At 48.4% G+C, this 20,409-nt stretch carries 23 protein-coding genes; 11 read left to right on the forward strand and 12 right to left on the reverse strand.

The window, feature by feature from the left end:
- Positions 1–109: 109 nt before the first annotated feature.
- The 3 genes from BM099_RS02450 to BM099_RS02460 all read right to left on the reverse strand — a co-directional run bounded on the left by BM099_RS02450 (position 110) and on the right by BM099_RS02460 (position 3,359).
- Positions 110–1,855 (reverse strand): SulP family inorganic anion transporter, encoded by a 1,746-nt coding sequence (locus BM099_RS02450; protein ID WP_090723877.1) that lies wholly within the window; start codon positions 1,853–1,855, stop codon positions 110–112.
- A gap of 36 nt (positions 1,856–1,891) precedes the next feature.
- Complete coding sequence (locus BM099_RS02455; protein WP_090723880.1) at positions 1,892–2,779, reverse strand: MBL fold metallo-hydrolase; 888 nt, start codon at positions 2,777–2,779, stop codon at positions 1,892–1,894.
- 268 nt (positions 2,780–3,047) lie between these two features.
- Entirely contained in the window at positions 3,048–3,359 is a 312-nt protein-coding gene (locus tag BM099_RS02460) for a NifB/NifX family molybdenum-iron cluster-binding protein (RefSeq protein WP_090723882.1), read from the reverse strand.
- A 323-nt stretch (positions 3,360–3,682) separates the two neighbouring features.
- Here BM099_RS02460 and ureA point away from each other — a divergent pair, with 323 nt between their 5' ends.
- The 8 genes from ureA (at position 3,683) to BM099_RS02500 (ending at position 9,817) form a co-directional block, all read left to right on the forward strand.
- Positions 3,683–3,985, forward strand: coding sequence for an urease subunit gamma (gene ureA, locus BM099_RS02465; RefSeq protein ID WP_090723885.1), 303 nt, complete (start codon positions 3,683–3,685; stop codon positions 3,983–3,985).
- An 85-nt stretch (positions 3,986–4,070) separates the two neighbouring features.
- Complete coding sequence (locus BM099_RS02470; RefSeq protein ID WP_090723888.1) at positions 4,071–4,376, forward strand: urease subunit beta; 306 nt, start codon at positions 4,071–4,073, stop codon at positions 4,374–4,376.
- 37 nt (positions 4,377–4,413) lie between these two features.
- Positions 4,414–6,117, forward strand: coding sequence for an urease subunit alpha (gene ureC / locus BM099_RS02475; protein WP_090723890.1), 1,704 nt, complete (start codon positions 4,414–4,416; stop codon positions 6,115–6,117).
- 8 nt (positions 6,118–6,125) lie between these two features.
- On the forward strand, positions 6,126–6,581 hold the full coding sequence (gene ureE, locus BM099_RS02480) for an urease accessory protein UreE (RefSeq protein ID WP_090723892.1): 456 nt from the start codon (positions 6,126–6,128) through the stop codon (positions 6,579–6,581).
- A 19-nt stretch (positions 6,582–6,600) separates the two neighbouring features.
- Positions 6,601–6,843 (forward strand): hypothetical protein, encoded by a 243-nt coding sequence (locus tag BM099_RS02485; protein WP_143083711.1) that lies wholly within the window; start codon positions 6,601–6,603, stop codon positions 6,841–6,843.
- Between the two features lie 21 nt (positions 6,844–6,864).
- Positions 6,865–7,530: an urease accessory protein UreF gene (locus BM099_RS02490; protein WP_090723896.1), complete on the forward strand. Its 666-nt coding sequence runs from the start codon at positions 6,865–6,867 to the stop codon at positions 7,528–7,530.
- 35 nt (positions 7,531–7,565) lie between these two features.
- Entirely contained in the window at positions 7,566–8,186 is a 621-nt protein-coding gene (gene ureG, locus BM099_RS02495) for an urease accessory protein UreG (RefSeq protein WP_090723899.1), read from the forward strand.
- A 140-nt stretch (positions 8,187–8,326) separates the two neighbouring features.
- Positions 8,327–9,817 carry a helicase HerA-like domain-containing protein gene (locus BM099_RS02500; RefSeq protein WP_090723902.1) on the forward strand — a complete coding sequence of 497 codons (1,491 nt, stop codon included), beginning with the start codon at positions 8,327–8,329 and terminating at the stop codon, positions 9,815–9,817.
- Positions 9,818–9,889: 72 nt separating this feature from the next.
- On the opposite strand, the gene BM099_RS20610 is transcribed toward BM099_RS02500, so the two are convergent.
- From BM099_RS20610 to modA, 6 genes are all read right to left on the reverse strand, one after another.
- Positions 9,890–10,432 (reverse strand): MBL fold metallo-hydrolase, encoded by a 543-nt coding sequence (locus BM099_RS20610; RefSeq protein ID WP_342351364.1) that lies wholly within the window; start codon positions 10,430–10,432, stop codon positions 9,890–9,892.
- On the reverse strand, positions 10,390–10,875 hold the full coding sequence (locus BM099_RS20615; protein WP_232348866.1) for an MBL fold metallo-hydrolase: 486 nt from the start codon (positions 10,873–10,875) through the stop codon (positions 10,390–10,392). Before BM099_RS20615 ends, BM099_RS20610 begins: the two co-directional genes overlap by 43 nt.
- Positions 10,876–11,010: 135 nt before the next feature.
- Positions 11,011–12,141: a tRNA-queuosine alpha-mannosyltransferase domain-containing protein gene (locus BM099_RS02510; RefSeq protein WP_090723904.1), complete on the reverse strand. Its 1,131-nt coding sequence runs from the start codon at positions 12,139–12,141 to the stop codon at positions 11,011–11,013.
- Positions 12,113–13,309 carry a molybdenum ABC transporter ATP-binding protein gene (modC, locus tag BM099_RS02515; RefSeq protein ID WP_090723906.1) on the reverse strand — a complete coding sequence of 399 codons (1,197 nt, stop codon included), beginning with the start codon at positions 13,307–13,309 and terminating at the stop codon, positions 12,113–12,115. Before modC ends, BM099_RS02510 begins: the two co-directional genes overlap by 29 nt.
- Positions 13,306–13,974, reverse strand: a complete 669-nt coding sequence (gene modB / locus BM099_RS02520; RefSeq protein WP_090723908.1) for a molybdate ABC transporter permease subunit — start codon at positions 13,972–13,974, stop codon at positions 13,306–13,308. The genes modC and modB overlap by 4 nt, the downstream gene beginning before the upstream one ends.
- Before the next feature lie 11 nt (positions 13,975–13,985).
- A complete protein-coding gene (gene modA, locus BM099_RS02525) occupies positions 13,986–14,717 on the reverse strand; it encodes a molybdate ABC transporter substrate-binding protein (RefSeq protein WP_090723911.1) in 732 nt (243 codons plus the stop codon).
- 253 nt (positions 14,718–14,970) lie between these two features.
- Between modA and BM099_RS02535 the strand changes: the two genes are divergently transcribed.
- The 3 genes from BM099_RS02535 (at position 14,971) to BM099_RS02545 (ending at position 16,382) form a co-directional block, all read left to right on the forward strand.
- Positions 14,971–15,276: a hypothetical protein gene (locus BM099_RS02535; protein WP_090723916.1), complete on the forward strand. Its 306-nt coding sequence runs from the start codon at positions 14,971–14,973 to the stop codon at positions 15,274–15,276.
- A 220-nt stretch (positions 15,277–15,496) separates the two neighbouring features.
- Positions 15,497–15,802: a hypothetical protein gene (locus BM099_RS02540; protein ID WP_090723919.1), complete on the forward strand. Its 306-nt coding sequence runs from the start codon at positions 15,497–15,499 to the stop codon at positions 15,800–15,802.
- Between the two features lie 274 nt (positions 15,803–16,076).
- Complete coding sequence (locus tag BM099_RS02545) at positions 16,077–16,382, forward strand: hypothetical protein (RefSeq protein ID WP_090723922.1); 306 nt, start codon at positions 16,077–16,079, stop codon at positions 16,380–16,382.
- Positions 16,383–16,458: 76 nt separating this feature from the next.
- On the opposite strand, the gene BM099_RS02550 is transcribed toward BM099_RS02545, so the two are convergent.
- The 3 genes from BM099_RS02550 to BM099_RS02560 all read right to left on the reverse strand — a co-directional run bounded on the left by BM099_RS02550 (position 16,459) and on the right by BM099_RS02560 (position 20,246).
- Entirely contained in the window at positions 16,459–18,735 is a 2,277-nt protein-coding gene (locus BM099_RS02550; RefSeq protein WP_090723924.1) for a transporter substrate-binding domain-containing diguanylate cyclase, read from the reverse strand.
- Positions 18,736–18,831: 96 nt separating this feature from the next.
- Entirely contained in the window at positions 18,832–19,413 is a 582-nt protein-coding gene (locus tag BM099_RS02555) for a glutathione S-transferase family protein (protein ID WP_090723926.1), read from the reverse strand.
- An 89-nt stretch (positions 19,414–19,502) separates the two neighbouring features.
- On the reverse strand, positions 19,503–20,246 hold the full coding sequence (locus tag BM099_RS02560) for a DUF1223 domain-containing protein (protein ID WP_090723928.1): 744 nt from the start codon (positions 20,244–20,246) through the stop codon (positions 19,503–19,505).
- Positions 20,247–20,409: the final 163 nt, after the last annotated feature.

Below are 20,409 nucleotides of genomic sequence, written 5' to 3' on the forward strand. Positions count from 1 at the left end.
AAATAGCGCTTTTCAAGACTCGCCAATTATTAATAGTTAGTTTAAAAATGCAGGCTGGAATCCTGCTTCTGAGCAAGTGTTGACCCTGATTTAAAGCCACCACATACCGCTACGGATTTTCAACAGATTCAGCTGCTGTAAGATAACTGTCTTTTTTCAGTGTTTTGCAGGCATCATAGGTACTCATAAATACCCTGCCGTTTAATTGTTGAGGGAAATCAACGGCTTTAAGTCTGTCCATTACCGGGCCTTTTACCTCGGCCAGATGCAGTGCTATACCCGCGTCTCGTAGCCGCTGAGAAATCACTTCGAGGCTGTCGAGCGCTGAGGTGTCGATATGATTGACGGCCTGACAGCTCAGAATGAGGTGCTGCATCTGGGGGTGCAGGGCGGTCAGTTCTGATATCCGGTCTTCCAGATAGCGAGAATTAGGGAAATAGAGACTTTCATCAATGCGCAGAATTAAAATACGGGGATCAGTTTCAACCTGATGGCGTTCAACATTACGAAAATGCTCAGTGCCTGCTATACGTCCGATCACTGCACTGTGTGGAAGGCTGGTACGATAAAGATGCAACGCCAGGGATAATCCGACGCCTGCCATAATACCTGCCTCTACGCCCTGCAGCAGCGTAATGAGGATAGTGACCAATATTGCTGAAAAGTCGGTGCGGGAGTATCGCCAGGTATGTGTGATCGCATGCAGATCGATTAACGATAGCACGGCCACAATGATGGTGGCGGCTAGCGTTGCGATGGGCAGGTTACTCAGCAGTGGGGTAAACCAGAGAATCACGGCCATTATGCCCAACGCTGTCATGGCGCCTGCGGCTGGCGTTTGTGCGCCCGCATCGAAGTTGACGACTGAACGCGAGAAGCCGCCGGTTACCGGCATGCCGGCACTGAAAGCTGCACCCAGATTGGCACTTCCCAAGCCAATAAGTTCCTGATTTGGGTCGATCCGCTGACGACGTTTAGCGGCCAGTGTTTGGCCTACCGATACCGATTCAACAAAACCAACAATGCTGATCAGCAATGCGCCGACAGCGAGTTGGCTCCATAGCGCGGTATCAAAACCAGGTAGCGTCAGGGGTGGCATACCCGCAGGGATTTGACCGACCACGGCAAGACCCGCGTCTGCCAGCGCGAAATGCCCGCAGATCCATGTGGTCACTATCACTGCAATGATGGGTGCGAGGCGTCCTAACCCTGATGCTAAACCCGCAGGGATGCCTAACCCGGATAGCATCGGTTTGAGCCACCAGCGTGCCGCATAAAGAAATATGAGAGTACCTGTGCCCATGGCCAGTGTAATAAGGTGCACGTTTGGAATTTGTTGTACAAGATCAGAGAAGAGTGACAGCACGTTGTGGCCGCTGGCAGATACACCTAGCAGATGCTTGAGTTGGCTGAATGCTATGATGACTGCTGAGGCCGTAATAAAACCTGAGATAACCGGATGACTTAGAAAGTTGGCGAGAAACCCCAGCCGTAGCAGCCCCATCAGCGTTAGCATGGCTCCTGAAAGGAAGGTCAGTAGCAATACGCTGGTGATATATTCGGAACTGCCAGGTAATGCGATGGCTCCGGCCGTTGCGCCGGTCATCAGTGCAATTACAGCCACAGGTCCTACCGATAATGTGCGGCTGGTACCAAAAACGGCATACAAGATTAGCGGCGCTATGCTGGCGTATAGTCCTACCTCAGGTGGAAGACCTGCCAGCATGGCATAGGCCAGCGACTGAGGAATCAGCATCACGGTAACAATTACTGCTGCCAGCAGATCCTGATTAAATGTGGTCAGGCAGTAGCTTGGTAACCATTCGAGTATGGGAAAAAATCGTTTGATATTCACTCTGATCCTTGGCTTCGCTCGTTTGCACCTCAGGGATTAAAACAAATTAATAGGTACTTTCAGGTAGATCTGGCCGTTATCTTCGGGCGATGGCATTTCTCCGCCACGCATGTTTACCTGAACCGCCGGTAGAATCAGCGCGGGCATGCCCAGGGTGGCGTCGCGTTCAGTGCGCATGCGCACAAATTCTTCTTCGCTGATGCCTTCGTGGACATGTACGTTGTGTTTGCGCTGTTCAAGTACCGATGTTTGATTGACGAAATGTTCCCGGCCGGGTGCTTTGTAATCATGACAGAGGAACAGGCGAGTGCTATCGGGCAAGCTAAGGACCTTTTGAATGGAGTGATACAATGTTTTGGCGTCACCGCCCGGAAAGTCACAGCGAGCAGTGCCGTAATCCGGCATAAACAAGGTGTCACCGACAAAGGCTGTATCACCAATCACATAGGTAAGGCAGGCGGGAGTATGTCCTGGCGTATGCATTACATAGCCTTCTAGTTGACCAATACTGAACTTGTCACCCTCTGCAAAGAGTCGGTCAAACTGGCTGCCGTCACGAGCAAACTCCTTACCCGCGTTAAACGCTTTACCAAAGGTGTCCTGTACGATCACAATATTTTTACCGATTGCGGTTTTACCACCCAGTTGCGCCTGCAGATAAGGTGCCGCTGAGAGATGGTCGGCATGCACGTGGGTCTCCAGAATCCACTCAACGTGAAGTTGTTCGCTCTGAATATAATGAATGATCTGGTTAGCGGAACGCACATCAGTGCCGCCACTGGCATAGTCAAAATCCAGTACTGAGTCGATGATCGCACAGCTAGTTGATTGAGGGTCACGGATCACATAGCTAAAGGTGTTAGTCGGCTCGTCAAAGAAGGCCGTGACGCGCGGGGAAGCTGTCGTTTCTTGCTTATTAGCCACGGCTAATCTCCTGTTTCATCACTGTAAAGGTAGTTAAATGCAGTGTTTTATAGGGTTCTGCATTGATACCGCTGTCATAAAGAATATACCGCTATCCCTCGTTCAGGATAGATAGACCCAGTAGTTCACAGTTACGCTTGTAGAATTCGGGTGCCATTTTGGCAAATGCCATAAATTCGGTACAGCCCCTTTGCATTAGTTATATCTAATTTAACACATATATAAATTTATAGAATAATAATATAACTGTAAGTGCTATAAATTTTTTCTATGACACCTGAAGCATCTGGTTTACTGCCTCAACGGGATCGCTGATATCGGTGAGTAGCGCTTGAATTCCCTTTTTCTTCAGTCGCTGAGGTAGGCCTCTACCCATGCCAGCCGTAATCAGAACATCGATGTCATCTAACGGGTGTTCGGCATGCGGATCGCTTTCCCGAAAACTTTGCTCTTTGGGTAGCTCTAACAATTGTGTAGTGAGGATCTGGTTATCTTTAACAGTGAATATCCAGAATTTTCGACAGGCGCCTGCATGTTCAGTGACAGTTTTGCGATTCTGACTGGTAACGGCAATTTTCATGATCTGGCCTCTCTTCAAAGGTTGAATGTTTTTGTCCAACAACACATGGCCTATTATAACTCTGTTAAATTAGATATATCTAATGTTTTAAAGGCTAAAAAGAAGGATAGGTAATCTATCGTGCACTATTTTTGTGCACCGGTTTTCTCTGATGCTTATGGTGCTTCAATTTAGTGCGCCTTAAGTCATAGCCTGTTTTTGAGATACGCCGCAACTACCTGCAACACACCTCAATTCTGTATTTGTTTCCTTCTGGTACATAACTTGCTTTTTCTTATGCATTGATGTTTTGCACGGGGCAATTCAGGAGGGGAGTTCCGCTTATGGAATTAACACCGCGTGAGAAAGATAAGTTGCTGTTGTTTACCGCTGGGTTGTTGGCCGAGCGGCGTAAGGCCCGTGGTCTTAAGCTTAATTATCCTGAGGCTGTTGCTTATATCAGTGCGGCGATTCTTGAGGGTGCGCGTGATGGCCAAACCGTAGCCGAGCTGATGGACTATGGACGTACTCTGTTGTCGCTGGACGATGTAATGGAGGGCATTGCTGAGCTGATTCCTGAGGTGCAGGTGGAGGCGACGTTTCCTGATGGCACCAAATTGGTGACGGTTCACGATCCGATTGTTTAAAGGTCAGTGGCTAGGTTTTAGGGCTGCGGCATCAGTATGTAGGCTTAAGCGTTTAGCGTTTTGAATAAGAGCACAGGAGGTTTCTATGATTCCAGGTGAGCTGATTACCCAAGCGGGCGATATCGAAATAAATGCGGGCCGGGAGGTCTGTGTAGTGCGCGTCGCTAACACGGGTGACCGCCCGATCCAGATAGGCTCGCATTATCACTTTTTTGAAGCGAATAACGCGCTGAGTTTTGAGCGTGAACAAACGCGTGGTTTTCGTCTGAATATTCCGGCGGGTACGGCTGTGCGATTTGAGCCGGGTCAGGCGCGCACTGTCGAGCTGGTGGCTTATGCGGGTTCGCGAATTGTTTACGGTTTTCAGGGCAAAGTGATGGGGCCGCTGTGATGTATGCATACCAACGATTAGCAGCGAGGAGTAACTGATGGCGACTATTTCACGACGTGCTTATGCCGAAATGTTTGGCCCGACAACAGGTGATCGGGTACGCCTGGCGGATACTGAGTTATGGCTGCAGGTTGAAAAGGATCTGACCACTTACGGTGATGAAGTAAAGTTTGGTGGCGGTAAAGTTATCCGTGATGGTCAGGGGCAGGGCCAGCAGTGCAGTGCCGAGACGGTTGATCTGGTTATTACCAATGCGGTGATTGTCGACCATTGGGGCATTATTAAAGCAGATATCGGTGTAAAGAATGGCCGTATTGCGGCGATCGGCAAAGCCGGCAATCCGGATGTGCAGCCTAATGTAGACATAGTAATTGGTCCGGGTACTGAGGTGCTGGCCGCTGAAGGCTCGATCATTACGGCGGGTGGTGTGGATGCCCATATTCATTTTATCTGTCCGCAGCAGATTGATGATGCGCTGATGTCGGGCGTAACAACCATGCTCGGCGGCGGGACAGGCCCGGCGACCGGCACGAATGCGACGACATGTACGCCGGGGCCGTGGAATATCCATCGGATGTTGCAGGCGGTGGATAATTTGCCGATGAATATTGGCTTTTTAGGTAAGGGTAATAGTAGCCAGCCGGAAGCATTACGAGAGCAGGTTGAGGCCGGCGCGATGGGGCTTAAGCTGCATGAAGACTGGGGCACGACGCCTGCCTCTATCGATTGCTGTTTGTCGGTGGCCGATGAGATGGATGTGCAGGTGGCGATCCACACCGATACGCTGAATGAGTCGGGGTTCCTCGAAGATACGCTGGCGGCGATGGATGGCCGTGTCATCCATACTTATCACACTGAAGGTGCGGGCGGCGGTCATGCGCCGGATATTATTAAGGCGGCAGGGTTTCCTAACGTGCTGCCATCGTCAACTAACCCAACCCGTCCTTATACGGTGAATACCGTTGATGAGCATCTGGATATGCTGATGGTGTGCCATCACCTTGATCCGAGTATTGCTGAAGATGTGGCCTTTGCTGAATCGCGTATCCGCCGTGAGACGATTGCGGCTGAGGATATTCTGCATGATCTGGGTGCGTTCTCTATGATCGCCTCAGATTCCCAAGCGATGGGGCGGGTCGGCGAGGTGATTATTCGTACCTGGCAAACGGCGCATAAGATGAAATTGCAGCGTGGCAGTCTGGATTCAGATCCTGCTGAACATGATAACGGCCGCATTAAACGTTATATCTCAAAGTACACGATTAATCCGGCGATAACACATGGTATTGCGCATGAAATAGGCTCGGTTGAGGTGGGCAAGCTCGCTGATTTAGTCTTGTGGAAACCTGCTTTTTTTGGTGTTAAGCCCAGTGCTATTCTCAAAGGTGGCATGATTGCGGCGGCTCCGATGGGCGATCCGAACGCGTCTATTCCTACGCCGCAGCCTGTGCATTATCGGCCGATGTTTGGCTCGATGGGCGCGGCGTGCCATGCGACATCGATGTTGTTTTTGTCTCAGGCAGCGATTGCCAATGATGTGCCGGCAACTCTGGGTTTACGAAGCCTGATTGGTGAAGTGAAAGGCTGCCGGACATTGCAAAAATCCGACATGATTCATAATAGCTACCAGCCGGATATCAGTGTGGACTCGCAAACCTACGAGGTGAAAGCCGATGGTGTATTGCTGACGTGCGAACCTGCTACTGAGCTGCCGATGGCGCAGCGATATTTTCTTTTTTAGGGGGCGCGATGTTACAGCTGACAAGATTGTTAGAGGTGGTGAAACCGGTTTATACCACGCTTAGCCTGCCGATCGATAAACGTATCAAAAGTCGTTTACGTGTGACGTTGGATGACGGCCGTGAAGCGGGCTTGTTCTTGCCGCGAGGTCTGATTCTGCGCGATGGCGACCAGATTGAAAGTGATGAGGGTGTCGTCGTGCAGATTTGTGCGGCAGATGAATGCGTATCGACGGTGCGTTGTGAAGATGCCGTGTTACTGGCCCGGGTGGCTTACCACTTAGGAAATCGCCATGTGTCGTTACAGGTCGGTGACGGTTTTGTACGTTATCAACATGATCATGTACTGGACGATATGGTGCGTGGCTTGGGCGGCAATGTGCTGGTGGAAGAAGCGCCTTTCGAGCCAGAAGCCGGCGCCTATCACAACAGTACTCATGGCGGGCATCATGCGCATGAGCATTAATGATTTAACGGAGAATAATATGAAAGCACGTTTATCAAAAAAATTCGTATCAAAAACAGCCGTATTGTCAGTATTGGCACCCTTTAGTTCGTTGGCAATGGCGCACAATGAGGAAACGGCCAGCAGTGTCGTAGCAACGTTAGTACACCAGTTGTCCTCGCCTGATCACCTGTTAATGCTTGCTGGTTCATTGGGACTAGCTACAGCGGCCGTGATTTACGGACCTTCGCTGTATCGCCGTATTCGCCAAGGCAAACGATAGCTCAACGAGAAATAAGGCATTATGTTAGCGGATCTTCGTCTTTATCAATTGATTAGCCCTGGGTTACCTGTCGGGGCGTTTACTTACTCGCAAGGTTTGGAGTGGGCGGTTGAGGCGCGCTGGGTCACATCCGAGACTGAGCTGGAAGCATGGATTACCAGCATGCTGCAAAATAGCATGGCAACACTCGAACTTCCTGTGTTGTTGCGCTTGCGAAACGCTTTTTCGCAGCAGGATGCCGAGCAGGTCAGCCATTGGTGTGATTATCTTCTGGCGTGCCGCGAAACGTCGGAACTGCGCAAAGAGGAGCGGCAACGAGGCCAGGCTCTGGCCGTTTTGTTACCTCACTTAGAGGTGATGGTCGCGCCTGAGTATGAGGAGTCGGTCCGCTCTACCCAGGTGGCCGGTTTTGCGGTAGCGGCGCAGCATTTCGATATTGCCGCCGAGTCCGCGTGTGTCGGTTATCTGTGGAGTTGGCTGGATAATGCGGTGATGGCGGGGGTGAAGTTGATTCCTCTGGGACAGACATCCGGGCAAAAATTGTTACTGCGTATCAGTGAGCAGCTGCCTGGCGTGTTAGCCAAAGCCATAGCGATTGAAGATGATCAGGTAGGCAGTTCAACACCGGCACAGGCGATTGCCAGTAGCCGTCACGAAACACAATATTCACGGTTATTCCGCTCCTGAAAACGGGAGTCATTTTTTAAGATCAGGAGTTAACGATGAGCGAATACAAGTCCCCTTTACGTATTGGGGTGGGTGGCCCGGTTGGGTCGGGTAAAACAGCTCTGCTGGAAGTTCTCTGCAAAGCGATGCGGGATCAGTACAACATTGCGGTTGTGACGAACGATATCTATACACAGGAAGATGCAAAAATACTGACGCAGGCGGGCGCATTGGCACCTGACCGGATTATTGGCGTTGAGACGGGCGGTTGCCCGCATACGGCGATACGTGAAGATGCGTCAATGAATCTGGCGGCGGTGGAAGAGCTGGCAAAACGCCATAAAACGCTGGATGTGGTGTTTGTTGAGAGTGGCGGCGACAATCTCAGCGCGACTTTTAGTCCTGAACTGGCTGATCTGACCATTTATGTTATTGATGTGGCCGAAGGGGAAAAAATCCCGCGTAAGGGCGGGCCGGGTATTACCCGATCAGATCTGCTGATTATCAATAAGATCGATCTGGCACCTTATGTGGGAGCCGACCTGAATGTGATGGATCAGGATACTAAACGTATGCGTCCTCATTCACCGTATGTATTTTCGAATCTGAAAACCGGTGAAGGTTTACCGGAAATCATCCGTTTTGTGATTGAGCAGGGGATGTTAGAGGCCGCGTGAGGGGCTAATCCGCCAGTGAAATAGAGTTAAGGCGCTATAAACTTGTTCTGTGTTGAGATATAACTATGTATATGATTACGAGTAATAATTACGAGTAATCTGATAGTTGATATCAACAAAAGACAGAGGGTAGCAAGGAAATGGAAACGGGTATTCTGATCGGTGGTTGTGATAGCGGAAAAGTATTTTTGAATCCTCGCTATGCCAACCGCCACGGCTTGATTGCCGGTGCAACCGGTACAGGTAAAACAGTGACGTTACAGTGCCTTGCTGAAGGTTTTTCTGACATGGGCGTGCCCGTGTTTATGGCCGATGTTAAAGGCGACCTCTCGGGTTTATGTCAGAAGGGTAATCCACACCCTAAAGTGGATGAGCGCGTAGACAAAATTCAGATTGAAAACTTTGTTCAACGTGGTTATCCGGTTGCCTTTTGGGATGTCTTTGGTGAGCAGGGCACGCCAGTGCGCTCAACTATCTCTGAGATGGGGCCGCAGTTGCTGTCTCGTCTGCTGGATTTGAATGAAACGCAGGAGAGTATCCTGACGTTGATTTTTGAGTTTGCTGATGATGAAGGCTTACTCCTGGTCGACCTGAAGGATTTGCGCACGACACTGGAGTTTATCGGCTCTCATGGCAAGGAGATCAGCTCCAGTCTGACGGTGTCGCGTGCCTCTGTGAATGCGATCTTACGTCGTTTGTTAATGCTGGAGCGTGAAGGTGGCGATCAGTTCTTTGGTGAGCCTGCCTTGGTGCTTGATGATCTGATCCAGTTAGATCGTGATGGGCGCGGCATGATCAATGTGCTGGCCTCCGATAAGCTGGTGCTTAGCCCTCGTGTGTATTCAACCTTCTTGCTGTGGTTGTTATCCGAGCTGTTTGAAAACCTGCCGGAAGTCGGTGATGCCGACAAGCCTAAAATGGTGTTCTTTTTTGATGAAGCGCATCTGTTGTTTAACAACGCCTCTAAAGTGCTGATCGAGAAGGTAGAGCAGGTTGTCCGCCTGATTCGCTCTAAAGGTGTGGGGGTTTACTTCGTCACGCAGAGCCCGGGCGATCTTCCTGAGAATGTATTGGGCCAGTTGGGTAACCGTGTACAGCATGCACTGCGCGCCTTTACGCCAAAAGATCAGAAGTCTGTTCGCGTCGCGGCGCAAACCTTCCGTCCCAATCCTAATTTAGACACCGCTGAGGTGATTACTAACATGGGGGTGGGTGAAGCGTTGGTATCGGTACTTCTCAAGGATGGTATTCCTAGTGTGGTTGAGCGTACGCTGGTACGGCCGCCAAGTTCTCGCATGGGGCCTGCAACAGTGCATGAGCGCCAGGTGGTGATTGATAGCAGTGCGATGCATCGCCGTTATGCCGTCGCTTACGATCCCCGTTCAGCACATGAAGTATTGCTGGAGCGTACGCAAGCGCGTTTACAGGCCTCTGAAGATGATGAAGCGCGTATCGCCAAAGAGAAGGCCGATGCAAAAAATAACAGAAGTAGTAGCCGCTCTTCAGGTGGCAACCGTCAGTCTGTGACAGAAGCACTGCTCAAAAGTGTGGTCCGCAGTATCGGTAGCAGCGTAGGCCGCAGTGTTGGCAAAAGTTTATTGCGCGGTATTTTAGGTTCGTTAATGAAGTAGCGAGTCTTCCAGGATCACCTGCTGAGTCATTAGCAGGTGATCGTGGACAATTTCCCTTTTACTCAAACTCTTTTATTCGAACTCCATCGTCTCAAAAACCCGGCCTGCATTTTTTGATGCCAATTCTTCAAACGTTGCTAGGTGCGCATAAGGGCTTTGATCTATTTGATAAGCATCCGCAAGGGTGCCGCCTTGCTCAATCAGGATAGCGACTTTGCCGCGTATATATTCCAGATAACCGCGCGTCCACTCATCAACCGTTGCAAAGTCGGTCGGGCCACCATGCCCCGGCACAATGATTTTATCTTTAGCAAATTCACTAAAGGTGCTGTTCCATGTATCTAACCAGGCAGCCGTATCGGTATCAGGGAAGATAGGTAACAGACGCACGTGAAAGGCAATGTCACCGGCAATTAATACATTGCGCTGTGGAATATAAACGGAGATATCCCCAGGCGAATGTGCATCGCCAAAGTGGATCAGTTCTGCGCTAATACCGCCAAGATCAAGTGTCAGGTTAGCGTCGAATGTTTGGTCAATCGGGACGATTGTTGTTCCTTTTGCGCGTTCCTTTAAACCTGTTGCAGGCTGGAGAGGCCGGCAGGGCCATGTGATTCAATCTCGTCTGCGGCATCTACATGCGCAATCAGTGTAGCGCCTTGTTCTTTCCAGTAGTTATTACCCAGTGATGCATGTGACTGACCATTCTCATCGACCACATACTTCACCGGTTTGTCGGTGAGTTGTTTGATCTCATCATGCAAAGCCTTGGCGAGCAGGTAGGATGCGCTGCCGTTGACAACCAGAACGGCATCGTCACCGATAACAAAGGATAGATTATTATTGTGCCCCGCATTTTCGTAGCTGTAGTACTGTGTTTGTCCAATGGCTGACCAGACATTGTCTGCCACCTTAACGGGTTTGTCGTAGAGAAGTGATTCCGGGTAGCGGTCAGCTTCGCTCTCAGCCAATACAGTGTTGGTCGTAAGCATCAGGCTTAGCGTCAGGAAAAGCGCCAGTCTAATAATCAGGCCAATGGGTTTGAAAATCTGCAACATAGTGAAAGCCTTTAATCATTATTATTTAACGGATCTTACATTAGTTTTATCTAATGATTGGGTTAAACGAAGTAAAAGGCAATAGCTATAAGGTTTAACAGTGGTCCGTTTAGCCTTATAAGGTGGCAGTAGTACTTATTTGTGGTTGAAGCGCGCACTGCTGGTATTCATCAGTTGTTGCATCAGTTGTAAATAACGCGGCTTTACATGTTGCCAACTCAGCGAATCAACCCGGGGAGCGGCGGCCAGGGCATTGTTTGCTTTGGCTGTCGCGAGTTGTTTTAGCATACACACCAGTGCATGGGTTTCGTCTGCTGTGTTAATCGGCTCAGAGGCCGTGCTGTAACGATATTGGCTGTCGAATAGTTCTGCATAGGCGAGCCGGTCCGGTATGACGGGAATGGCCCCCGCGGCAACGCCTTCCAGCACAGCAATGCCCTGGAAATCATGTAATGCCGTGGACAAAACTACATCCGCTGATTGCAACAGTTGGCGATAATCGGCGACCGATTCTATATAGCCCCAGCGACCAATAATGGACGGAAATTGCTCGCGTATCTTGTCGAAGGCGGGCGGTACTTTGCGAAACTGCTGGCCGACAATGTGACACTGAATGTCTGTTTTTTCAGCATGAAGAGTGGCGAGTGCCTGATAAAGTAACTCAGGGCCTTTATCAAATTCCCAGCGATGGTTCCACACGACTTGCAGCGCGCCAGTCTGGTGTTGATGAGGGAGATAGCAGCTGTCATGCAGTGGAACCGGCAGTACACTAGAGTGCTCTTTTAGCCGCTCTATCAGCCCGGCAGGAATCTGATCGGGTAGTTTCTTCAGTAAAGCGCTCGCACCTTCAAAGAAAGTAGTGCGGTTGTAGTGGGTATTAAAGGCGATATGGTCGGCGGCCAGCGCCGAGTAGATATTCAGAATTTTTGGTTCTACGCTTTTGAACTCGTTGCCTGATTCGGGGTAGGCGAATTGGTTCTCATGAAAATACAGTAGCGTCGGAATCTGGCCGAGCGCTGGCACAAAACCGCGCAGGCTGGACAGATCGGTCATCGAGGTGGCGATAATCAGATCATAAGGTTGTTGTAACAGCGCGGCTGATTCTCCAAAAGCCCAACTGAGGCTGTTGCCGCGAAGTCGCCATGAAAAGTAACGCGCCGGCAAGGTCAGAACTGTCCACTGGTGTTCAGGGAAGTGTGTTACCAGTCCTTGATGCCAATACTGATGGCTGTCAGCGTCATAGGCCGAGAGGAGCAGGATGCGCATGGCTGTTTAACCTTTTGACTAAAGAAACCCCTTTGATCTGGGCAAACAGCTGTTCACCGCATTGTAGGGCCAACTGGTCTTTTGAGCGGCGAGTGATACGTGCGAGTATCTGGCTGTGGTCTCCCAATTGTAAACGGATATTACATTGCGCCTTATCCGCTGGGCTAATCTCCAAAATGGTGACAGGTAGTATGTTGACGATGGTGCTGTCCGAGGCGGCTGTACGGCTCAGGCTGATATGGCTGGCACTGAGGTGTATGCGCTTCTGCGCCCCGGGTAAACCTATGTTGCCAGGTACGGTGAGTGTGCCGCCATCAACGGCAAACGCTGTCAGGTCATATTCTTCATCATAGTGGTCTACCACTGCGTCGAGCAGCGAGCCCGCATTGGTGAAGTGCGCCAGTGGCGCTGACAGATCCAGCAGCATCTCCTTTATCGGGCCTTGGGCGGTTACTTTTCCCTTTTCTAGCAGCACAATATGATCTGCCAGACTTTCTACTTCAGATATCGCGTGCGTTACATAGATGATCGGAATAGATAAACGCGCGTGTAACTGCTCAAGATAGGGAATTATCTCCGCTTTAGTGGCGTAGTCTAATGCGGAAAGCGGCTCATCCATGAGTAATATTTCCGGATTAGATAGCAGTGCCCGTCCAATGGCTACCCGTTGTTTTTCTCCGCCGGAGAGATGTTCTGGCATACGTTGTAACAGATGAGATATGCCGAGTAGCTGGCTTACTTCATCCAACGAAAGCGGACTCTTGTTGGCGTTACGCTGAGGGCTCTTGTTGTCGTTATGCGCAGGGCTCTTGTTGTCGATTCGCTGATGGCTCTGGTTCTGACTCGGAAGATATGAGCGGCGTTGGCCAAATAACAGGTTTCGGGTGACATTCAGGTGAGGAAACAGGCTCGGCTCCTGAAAAACATAGCCGACCCGGCGCTGGTGGGCGGGCAGATAGACCCCTTCTGCCTGCCAACTATTATTGTTAATGCGCAGGTGCGCATGTTTTGCCGGGTGTAAGCCGGCAATGCATCTTAACAGCGTGGTTTTTCCACAACCTGACGGGCCAAACAATATAGTCACGCCGGTTGCAGGAATGCTGATGTCGACATCCAGCGTGAAATGCTCAAGCGGTGTCTGGAAGCGAATCTGTATGGCTTTATTCATAGCTCGCGTCCTTTTCGGCTATTGCGCTCAAGCAGTGTCATTGCCAGAATCACAATAAAGGAAAAACACAGCATTCCACCGGCAATCAGATGCGCCTGTGCCCACTCCAGTGATTCTACATAATCGTAGATAGCGATGGATAACACCTTGGTTTCTCCGGGGATATTGCCGCCAATCATCAGTACAACGCCAAACTCTCCTAGCGTGTGAACAAATGTCATGATGCTGCCGGTCAGCAGGCCGTGTCGTGATAAAGGCAGAACGACGCTGAAGAAAGTATCCAGGGGGGATGCGCGCAATGTAGCGGCCACTTCGAGTGGGCGTGTGCCGATGGACTCAAATGTATTGCGTAACGGCTGCACCATAAAGGGCAGCGAGAAGATAACAGAACCGATTACAAGGCCACCGAAGGTAAATGTCAGCGGGCCGCCAAAAAGTGAGGAGAGTAATTGCCCTAAAGGGCTGTCCGGGCCTAGCGTGATTAACAGATAAAAGCCTAATACTGTTGGCGGAAGCACCAGCGGCATACTGACCAGCGTGGCGATAATATCTTTGAACAGGCCGCGCGATCGTGCCAGCCACCACGCCAGCGGCGTACCTAACAATAGCAATATAATCGTTGTCAGGGTGGCGAGTTTCAATGTCAGTAAAATGGCATCAAGCATGCGTTATTTGATCACTCAGTGGTGTAACCATAGTTTTGGATAACCGATCTTGCCTGATCGCTACGCAAGAATCGATAAAAAGCATGAGCCGCTTGGTTTTCGTTGCCATGGATCAGTAATAGAGCGCCTTGGTGGAGGGGAGAATACAGCGACTGGGGTACGCTCCATGTGTAACCGCGTTGGTCTAATACGATTTGTGCGCTCGCAACAAAAGCGGCGTTTGCATTGCCACTGGCAGCGAACTGATAAGTTTGCGCAATGTTGTCACCGGTCACCAGTGTTCCGGCGAATTCAAAAGGCAAACTATCTAATACTTGCCGGGCGGCTGTACCGTAAGGTGCGGTCTTTGGGTTGGCGATTGCCAGTCGTTTTATCGCCGGGCTCTTGAGTGCATCAAGGCCAGTCGATACATCAGCAAGATCGCGGCTCCATAATACCAACTGCCCCGTGGCATAAATGAAGGGTTCACTATCCGCAAAGCCTTCTTTATATAAGCGCTGTGGTCGTTCCATGTCTGCTGCCAAAAGCAGATCGAATGGGGCACCGTGGCGTATCTGTATATATAACTTACCCGTGGATCCTGAGCTTACTTGTACATTGTGGCCTGATGTCTGGTTGAACAGGTTTGCCAGTGCTTGTGCTGTAGACGTGAAGTTAGAAGCTACTGCGATGCGTGCCGTGCCAGCAAGCAAAGCACCTGAAAAAGAAATGAGTAGTATTAACAGGGCTGCACGTGCTTTCATGAACTGGCCTTCTTAGCTGGACGTTTTAATATAATCGCTTAAGAAAAAAAATTCAGCACTCTCTCCGAACAGACTGGTTTTCAGGAAGGTTATTTGGATGCTGGTCGCCACGAACGTCATAAATTTATGTGATATTTTAAGCATAAAATATTTGTTGCAGTGCAACAAAGTTGTTGACACCCTGCTGGATATCAGTAGAATGATCATCATTGTGCAGTGCACCATAACTAATTAACCTACTTGGGGATATACCATGACTAACAACATCGATATGCAGAAACCACTAGAAGCTGTTAAAACTCTGATGGCTCTTCAGACTGCTACAATCAGCCAGTCTGTTGAACTGCAGAAAAAAGCAGGCGAAGATTTGGCTTCTTTCTTCAAAACTGAAGTAGAAAAAGCTAAAGAACTGAAAACTCCAGAAGACGTTGTTAAATTCAACGTTGCTGCTAACACTGCATTGTTCGAAATACTGAAAGCACAGGGCGAAGCCTTTACTGCTTTTGCTACTTCAGCTAGCAAAAATGCAATGGAAGAAGTTCAGAAAATGGGTAAATAATTACCGAGCTTCTAAAAAACCCGGCTGATGCCGGGTTTTTTTTGTTTGGGATTTAAGGCAGGTAGTCATTTTTTCGTCATAAATTTATGCGATATTCTACGTATAAAAAATATTTGTGCGGCGCAGTTAGAAAGGCTTGACTCGCGGCTAAATAAGCATAGAATTACTATCATTGTGCAACGCACCATAACTAATTGACTAACCAACTTGGAGATTTACTATGACTAACAACATCGATATGCAGAAACCACTAGAAGCTGTTAAAACTCTGATGACTCTTCAGGCTGAAGCTATCAACAAGTCTGTTGAACTGCAGAAAAAAGCAGGCGAAGATTTGGCTACTTTCTTCAAAACTGAAGTAGAAAAAGCTAAAGAACTGAAAACTCCGGAAGACGTTGTTAAATTCAACGTTGATGCTAACACTGCATTGTTCGAAATGCTGAAAGCACAGGGCGAAGCTTTTACTGCTCTGGCTACTTCTTCTAGCAAAAGTGCAATGGAAGAGATCCAGAAATTAGCTAAGTAATTAGCGACTTTCTAAATAAACCCGGCTGATGCCGGGTTTTTTTTCGTCCAGGATTTATGCTCATATTTTAAAGACTGCCGTTCTGTTTTGTCGTCTCCAGCATTAATACAGCGCTTAATTTCCCAGCAGCGTCATCATCGTATGCGATATTTTAGCCATAAAAAAATATTTGTTGCGGTGCAGCAAAAAAGCTATTGACTCGGCGTCAGATCTGGGTAGAATAGTCGTCATTGTGCAGTGCACCATAAATAATTTATCAATTTGGGGATATACCATGACTAACAACATCGATATGCAGAAACCATTAGAAGCTGTTAAAACTCTGATGACTCTTCAGGCGGCTACAATCAACCAGTCTGTTGAACTGCAGAAAAAAGCAGGCGAAGATTTGGCTTCTTTCTTCAAAACTGAAGTAGAAAAAGCTAAAGAACTGAAAACTCCAGAAGACGTTGTTAAATTCAACGTTGCTGCTAACACTGCATTGTTCGAAATGCTGAAGACACAGGGCGAAGCTTTTACTGCTCTGGCTACTTCTTCTAGCAAAAATGCAATGGAAGAGATCCAGAAATTAGCTAAGTAATTAGCGACTTTCTAAAAAAAACCGGCTGATGCCGGTTTTTTTTTGTTTAGGATTTATGTATAACATTTCACTTTCGTCATACAGTTTCCGTTGTTTCCGTTGTTTCCGTTGTTTCCGTTGTTTCCGTTGTTTCCGTTGTTTCCGTTGTTTCCGTTGTTTCAATTTCACTATGGCTGACGGTATTTCTTCCTGAGTGCTTTGCAACATAAAGTGCATCATCCAGCCGCTTAAGCAGGGAATGATAGTTTTCATTCGCGTTGAATTCGGCGACACCTGCACTCAATGTGACTTTGTGACCCTCTATAAAGTGATGTTGCTCGATATGGATGCGGATTTTTTCGGCGAGTTTTATTGCTCCGTCCAGGGATGTTTTTGGACATATCAACAGGAACTCTTCGCCTCCCCAACGCCCTAAAATATCAACTTCACGGATCGAGTGACTCATTTCCTGAGTGACTTGAATCAGCACGTCATCACCCACTTGGTGCCCGTATTTATCATTAATCTTTTTAAAATAGTCCAAATCAAATAACACGGCGCAAAAGGGTTCCTGGTAACGTTGTGATGCCGCGATTACCCTTTGTGTTTCTTTATCTAATAAATATCTGTTGGGTAATTGTGTCAGCTGGTCTGTGCTCGCTTGCTTGGCAAGTTTTTGATTAAGGTCTTCTAATTTGGTGTTGTATTTGGCGATGACGCGATAACGGTAAACGACTAGAAATACGAGTGCGCCTAAGATCGTAATGATGAGTGAGACGAGCTTGTAATCGATAGGTCTGTCATAGGTAATACCTATCCAGCGATTTCGAATCTGTTGCTTATCCTCATTGGAGATGTCTTGAATCGCCTTATTCAATAAGGGTACCCATTCAGGCCAGTCTTTTCGTACGCCGATAGCAAGGTCAAAACTCAGCGAGAGCGTGCTGGAAATCTTGATATTGATGTAATGCTCTTTATTGACCTGGTGTGCGATGACTTCAAGCGAGTCTATGTAGCCAAAGATTTTCTGTTCATTGAGCAGTGCCAAGCCAGACTGGGCTGAACTAACGTCGATAATATTAAGGTTTGGGTATTGGCTTCTGATCAGTGAACGTATTGCGCTATTTTTAATTATTGCGATTTTCTTGTCGCCAATACTTGTCAGGTCGGGTATGAAAAATTGATCTAGTTGTGTTGCCAGCACAATCGGCGATGTAAACACGGGTTGGGTAAACGTTAAGAACTCTTCGCGTTCTTTGGTCGGTGTTATCGTTGTAATGAAGTCACATTCTTTTTGCTTTATGAGATCGATAGATTCGCTCCACGCGGATGTCGGTGTGAGTGTGAACTTTGTATCTAAACGCTCTGCTATCAGTGACATGATATCGGCTGTCACGCCCTGGTAATTCCCATCTGAGTTGATGTTACTGAAAGGCAGCCAGTTGGGGCCAACACAAAGACGTAAGGGGGCATTGTTTATAATGGATTGCTCATGATTACTTAGCGTCAGTGCCTTATTTTCTTTTATTGTGTCTGCTTGTGGCGAACCACTGAACCAGTAAGTCTGGATGCGTAGCTTTTCGTGATTACTGAGCAATGATAATCCTTTGTTCAGAATCGATACTGCTTCGGGCCAGTCTTTTCTTATGCCGAACACCAGGTCCAACTGCTGCGGCAGATGAAAGGCCGCCTGCAAGTAGGGCATTCCCAGTTTGTTAGCCAAATAGAGTGTCGCTGCATTGCCAAAGGTGGCGTCTACTTCTCCGGTTGATAGTGCTGAGAGGAGCTCCTCTAAGGTGTCCAGGTAAAGAATTGTCGAGTGTTTAAATTGCTTCGCCAACTCGACATCTGACTGATTGGCTTTTTGAATAGCCAGCGTTTTTCCTTTCAGGTCGTCAGAGTTTTTTATGGATAGAGGGTTGCCTCTGGAGACAAAGAGGGATTTTTGCAACGTTAAATAAGGATTGCTAAAAGCAAGATATGAGGTGCGCTCAGGAATGATTGCACTCGTACTCAGCCCGTCAATATCTTGAGCTTTGGCTTTGCTCTGCATATCGCCCCAGTTACCGACGACCAGCGTAAAGTTGGCACCTGTGAGTTGATTTATTCGTTGTAATATATCGGCATCATAACCCGAGATACTCCCGTCTGGGTTAGCCGTCACAAGGGGTTCCCAAGCCAGGTCAGAGCCGAGTGTAATGACCGGATGGTCTTGTAAGAAGGACTCTTCCTGCGGCGTTAATTTAACAGTTGCCAGGGTGGCTTCCGTGTCTTCTGCAATGCTATTTACAGAAAACACGAAAAGATGGCAGGTTAGCCATAGAAATAAAAAGACTCTTTTGCTTATGCTTTGTGCGCCAGAATTCTGATTCATCCATGTTCTTCTTTTTTTGTTATATCCTATGAACTAACTGTAGCTTAATATCGATAAATTTTAATAACCTCATAACATTAAGACTAAAAATCGCACTTAGCTCTCAATGTTGCGAGGATTGCTGGCTTCAACTCCGGCCTCATTCGCTCTAGCGCCAAGAAAACTGCTCAGGTGTGGAAACGCTGCTAAATTGTGCAGGTCCCTGAAGTGCACCCAATCGAGCAAGCAGAAGAGGCAGATAGCAGGATAATCCCACCCTGAGATCTCTCCATTTTCGACCGCTTGTTCTAACAGCAGCATGGTTCTTTCAATACGCTCTTTCTGCAGGTTAATAATCAGCGAATCGGCGTTGGTATCTATATTTGAGCGAGTCGACAGTAATAAAATGACAAAAGAGTCATTGGCTGCATCGATGAGTGTTAACAGGTTCTCTTGATTCCAGCTCAGAGGCACACTGTTCTGTTTCTCATTCAGGTAACGATGAATAAGGCGGGAGTCATAGACTTTCTGCTTCTCGTCAATAAGAACAGGAATTTTCATCGCAGGGGTGTATGACGCCAGTTCAGCCCGGCCCTCGGGTGAATAGATGTTCAGGTTAATGAAATCATAATCCTGGCCCTCCAGGAATAGACGGATACGGCGGACATAAGGGGACATACCTGAGCCAATAAGTTTCATATTCTCTCCAGTTGAAGAGTCCAGTGATAGGACCGCTACGTTAAGGTGTAAGGTTTAGTTATAACGTAAAAATGCCACTTCTGGAATGATCATTCAAGCCAGCCGCCTGTCGCCTGAAGCGGCTGAGGACTATTTTCTGACGTTAGCCAGACCACCATCGCCTTTTGTGTTGACAGGTCTGAACCGGGAAGTGAAAAGCGCCACTCAGGGGTTTGATTGACGGATTGTAACTCTTGAACGGCGACAAAATCGTGTTGTAGTGTTTTGCCACTGTTTTCGCCGGCCGTGATATGTGATGTCTGGTTGAATGATAACAGCACCAGATGAGCCGTGATGGGATCACTGTCGGGACTATTGGGGACGCCCTGATAGCTTACCGTGACCTGTTGATTGTCATTTACTTCAACCTTCAGCTTACCACCCTGCCTTGATGGCGGAGCAGGGAGTGCCTGTCCAAGAAAAAAGCCTTTCCACTCTTTGCCGTCGACTACCCATCCTGGTGTGTAGATGCTCTCAATCGCGCCTGATTTTTTTAGCGCATATTGCCTCTCTTTAAACTGAGGTTGTGCATACGGATCTTTCCAGCCAATGTAGTCCCAATAATCAACATGAAAAGCCACCGGTAAACGCTGTGTCCAGAGTTTTGGATCATTCAGCAGCGCTCGTAAGTTTCGGTCAGCGGGGGGGCAGCTTGAGCAGCCTTCGGATGTATATAATTGGATAAGCTGTGGGACAGATCCTGATTGTTCAAAGAGTTGGGTAGCGGTTGCTGCGAGTGGTGATAACCCGCCAACCATGAAAAAAAATCCAGCAAAAACAGAAGGATGAGTCATAGTGTCTTCTCAATGCTCTATCTTGAAGTTTAGCCAAACAGGCTAAGCAGTTTTTTTATATGGTTTTAAGACAGATGAAAACCCATAGAGTTCAGCAGGGAATTTGGTTGGGAGTTTTGTAAGGAGTTTGGTAGGACCCGGGCTCAACAATAAAAATCTATTG

Source organism: Neptunomonas qingdaonensis (genome assembly GCF_900113275.1).
Classification (GTDB): domain Bacteria; phylum Pseudomonadota; class Gammaproteobacteria; order Pseudomonadales; family Balneatricaceae; genus Neptunomonas; species Neptunomonas qingdaonensis.